Source organism: Actinomadura sp. KC216, from assembly GCF_004348535.1.
Classification (GTDB): Bacteria; Actinomycetota; Actinomycetes; order Streptosporangiales; family Streptosporangiaceae; genus Spirillospora.
Genome location: NZ_SMJX01000538.1, coordinates 1 through 3090 on the forward strand (window position 1 = coordinate 1; position 3090 = coordinate 3090).

The 3090-nt window shown below is 74.5% G+C and carries 3 protein-coding genes; all 3 read left to right on the forward strand.

Going from position 1 to position 3090, the window contains the following annotated elements; genetic code table 11:
- Window positions 1-136: 136 nt before the first annotated feature.
- Window positions 137-1261, forward strand: a complete 1125-nt coding sequence (locus tag E1264_RS41625; protein WP_243711496.1) for a YihY/virulence factor BrkB family protein — start codon at window positions 137-139, stop codon at window positions 1259-1261.
- 39 nt (window positions 1262-1300) lie between these two features.
- Window positions 1301-2311, forward strand: coding sequence for an aryldialkylphosphatase (locus tag E1264_RS41630; protein ID WP_132182941.1), 1011 nt, complete (start codon window positions 1301-1303; stop codon window positions 2309-2311).
- 107 nt (window positions 2312-2418) lie between these two features.
- Window positions 2419-3090, forward strand: a 672-nt coding sequence (locus E1264_RS41635) for a phosphoribosyltransferase family protein (RefSeq protein ID WP_132182943.1), incomplete at its 3' end; no start/stop codon positions are given.

Consider the following 3090-nt stretch of genomic DNA (forward strand, 5'->3'; position numbering starts at 1 on the left):
GTCGGGACGCGATGCGCGGGGCGGATCACCAAATGAGCGAAGCGAACCGGGGGGTGTGGGGGGCCGGCCCCCCACAGAGGACTCGGATGGGTGATGCGGCATGTTCCGGGCGCGTAACGCTCTACGGTGGGGCGGTGTGACCACCGTCTCCGACGCCGCGGGCGTCTCCCCGGCCGGGGACTCCGACCCCGATGCCGAGCAGGATGCGCCGGATGTCCCGGATGATCGGGACGGCCCGGAGTCCAGCGGTACGGACCGTGAGCGGCTCGGTCCGCGCGTCCGCGCGTCCGCGGGGGCGTCCGGGCGGGTCGGCTGGGAGCTGATCAAGGGCACCGCGGTGGGCGCGTTCCGGTACCGGGTGACCGGGCTGGCGGCCGAGGCCGCGTTCTTCGCGCTGCTGTCGCTGCCGCCGCTGGTCATCGGGCTGATCGGCACGATGGGCCACCTGCGCGGCATGATCGGGCCCGAGGCCGTCGCCGACATCCGCACCTGGGTGATCGAGCACTCCCAGCAGGTCCTCACCGGGCCCGCGGTCGAGACCGCCGTCGAGCCGCTGCTGGACGACGTGATCAAGGGCGGCAGCCCGGACATCGTGTCGGTCAGCTTCCTGATCTCGCTGTGGGCGGGGTCGCGGGCGACGAACGTCTACGTCGACACGATCACCATCGCGTACGGGCTGTCCGGCATCCGCGGGGTGATCCGCACCCGGCTGCGCGCGTTCTTCCTCTATCTCATCGGCCTGCTCATCCTGGTGATCGTCATCCCGCTGCTGGTGGCCGGGCCCACGCTGGTGCGGGAGGCGCTGCCGGAGAGCGCCGAGACCGTCCAGGTGCTGTACTGGCCGGTCGTGGTGACGCTGTCGATCGTCTTCCTGGCGACCCTGTACCACGTGAGCGTCCCGGTGCGGACGGCCTGGTCGCGCGCGGTGCCGGGCGCGGCGCTGGCGCTGCTGATCTGGATCGTCGGCAGCGTCACGCTCCGGATCTACCTCACCGGCTCGCTGAGCGGCGTGTCGGTGTACGGGTCGCTCGCCGCCGCGATCGCGCTGCTGGCCTGGCTGTACGTCGCGGCGCTCGCGGTGCTGATCGGGGCGACGCTGAACGCCGAGATCGACCGGCGGTGGCCGAGCGAGATCACCGCGCGGGCGCGCGCCGAGCTCGCCGCGAAGGCCGCCAACGGGGACGCGGCCCCGGGGGCCACCCGGGCGTCCGACGTAGAGTCGGACACCGCGGCAGCCGAAGGTAAAAACAGGGCCGACTAGGGTCTTGATAAGGTCAAACATGTCGTAGCCTCGCGTGACATGACCCCCCGACAGGACTCCGGCCGGCTCCGCACCGTCACCGGCACGGTCCCGACGTCCGAGATCACCGGGCCGGTGCTGTCCCACGAGCACCTGCAGATGGACCTGCGCTGGCCCGCGCGCCCTCAGCTCGTGGAGTCCGACCCGGGCCGGTGGCTGGACGAGGAGAAGTCCGTCCAGCGGGAGCTCGCCGCCCTGCGCCGCGAGCACGGGCTCGGCCTCGTCGTCGACCTGACGTGCTCGGGCATGGGGCGCAACGCCGCCGCGCTCGCCCGGATCAGCGCCGGGGCGCGGGTCGCGGTCGTCGCCGGGACGGGCGTGTTCACCGAGCCGTTCCACCCGTCGTTCGTCCGCGAGGCCCTGCAAGCCGGGGCGGCCCCGCAGACAGGTGACGCGGAGGGCCCGGACGGGCGGACCGGTGTCGAGCGGCTCGCCGAGCGGCTCCTCGCCGAGGTCGGCTTCGGCATGGACGGCACCAACTCGCTGCCCGGCGTCATCGGCGAGATCGGCACGTGGGGCGAGGCGCCGACGGAGGCGGAGGAGCTGTGCCTGCGCGCCGCCGCCCGCGCTGCCCGCTACTCGGGGCTGTCGGTCGCGACCTACGGCCGCGCCGGCCTCGCCCAGCTGGAGATCCTTACGGGCGCCGGGCTGGCGCCGGGCCGGGTCGCCGTCGGCCAGCAGGACCGGGTGGACGACCCCGGCCAGCACCGCAAGATCGCCGAGTCGGGCGCGTACGTGTCGTTCGGGACGCTCGGCCTCGCCGGGGACGACCACGCGGCGATCGGCGCCCGCGTCCGCTGCGTGATGGACCTGCTGGAGGCCGGGCACGCGTCCCGGGTGCTGCTGAGCACCGGCGTGTCCCGGATGACGCAGATCACCCGCTACGGCGGCGGGGGCTTCGGCTACCTCTTCGACACGTTCCTGCCCGCGCTGCGCGCCGCGGGCGCGGACGACGCGACCCTCGACGCCGTCCTGCGCGACAACCCGCTGCGCTGGCTCACCGGCGCCTGACGATCAGCCGGTCGACGCCACAGCCGCATATGCCCGCATAAGGCCGTGTACGCGCCTGTAACGGACGCGGGAGTGGGTAGGGGTGTCCCCGGAAGGGGGTGCGCCGAATGTCCTGGAAGAGACCTGCACGCGACCGCGACGACATCCGGCAGGCCGAGACCGTCCGGCTCCCCTACGCCGACCGTACGGAGGCGGGCCGGGTGCTCGCCGAGCGGCTCGTGCCGCTGGGGCTGGACGGCGCCGCCGTGCTCGCGCTGCCGCGGGGCGGCGTCCCCGTCGGGCATGAGATCGCCCGGCGCCTCGGGTCGCCGCTGGACGTCCTGGTGACCCGCAAGATCGGGTACCCGCCGCAGCCGGAGCTCGGGGTCGGCGCGATCGCCGAGGGCGGCTCGCCGGTGTTCGACGGCGAGCTGCTGGAGCGGCTCGGGCTCCGCGAGGAGGACCTGGCCGCGACCGTGGCGGCCGAGCGCGCCGAGCTGGACCGCCGGGTGGCGGCCTACCGGCGCGGGCGGCCGCTGCCGGAGACGTCCGGGCGGCCGGTGATCGTCGTGGACGACGGGCTCGCCACCGGCGGGACCGCACGCGCCGCCGTCCGGGCACTGCGCGAGCGGCGGCCGTCCCGGCTGGTCCTCGCGGTGCCCGTGGGCGCCGCGGAGACCGTCCGCGACCTGGCGTCCGAGGTGGACGAGCTGGTGGTGCCGGCCGCGCCGTGGGAGTTCCGCGCGGTCGGGCAGTGGTACCGCGACTTCGACCAGCTCACCGACGACGACGTGATCACC

What these genes read in the sequence shown, in the direction of transcription:
- E1264_RS41630 (WP_132182941.1), top strand. Translation starts at nt 1,301, where the DNA reads ATGACCCCCCGACAGGACTCCGGCCGGCTCCGCACCGTCACCGGCACG.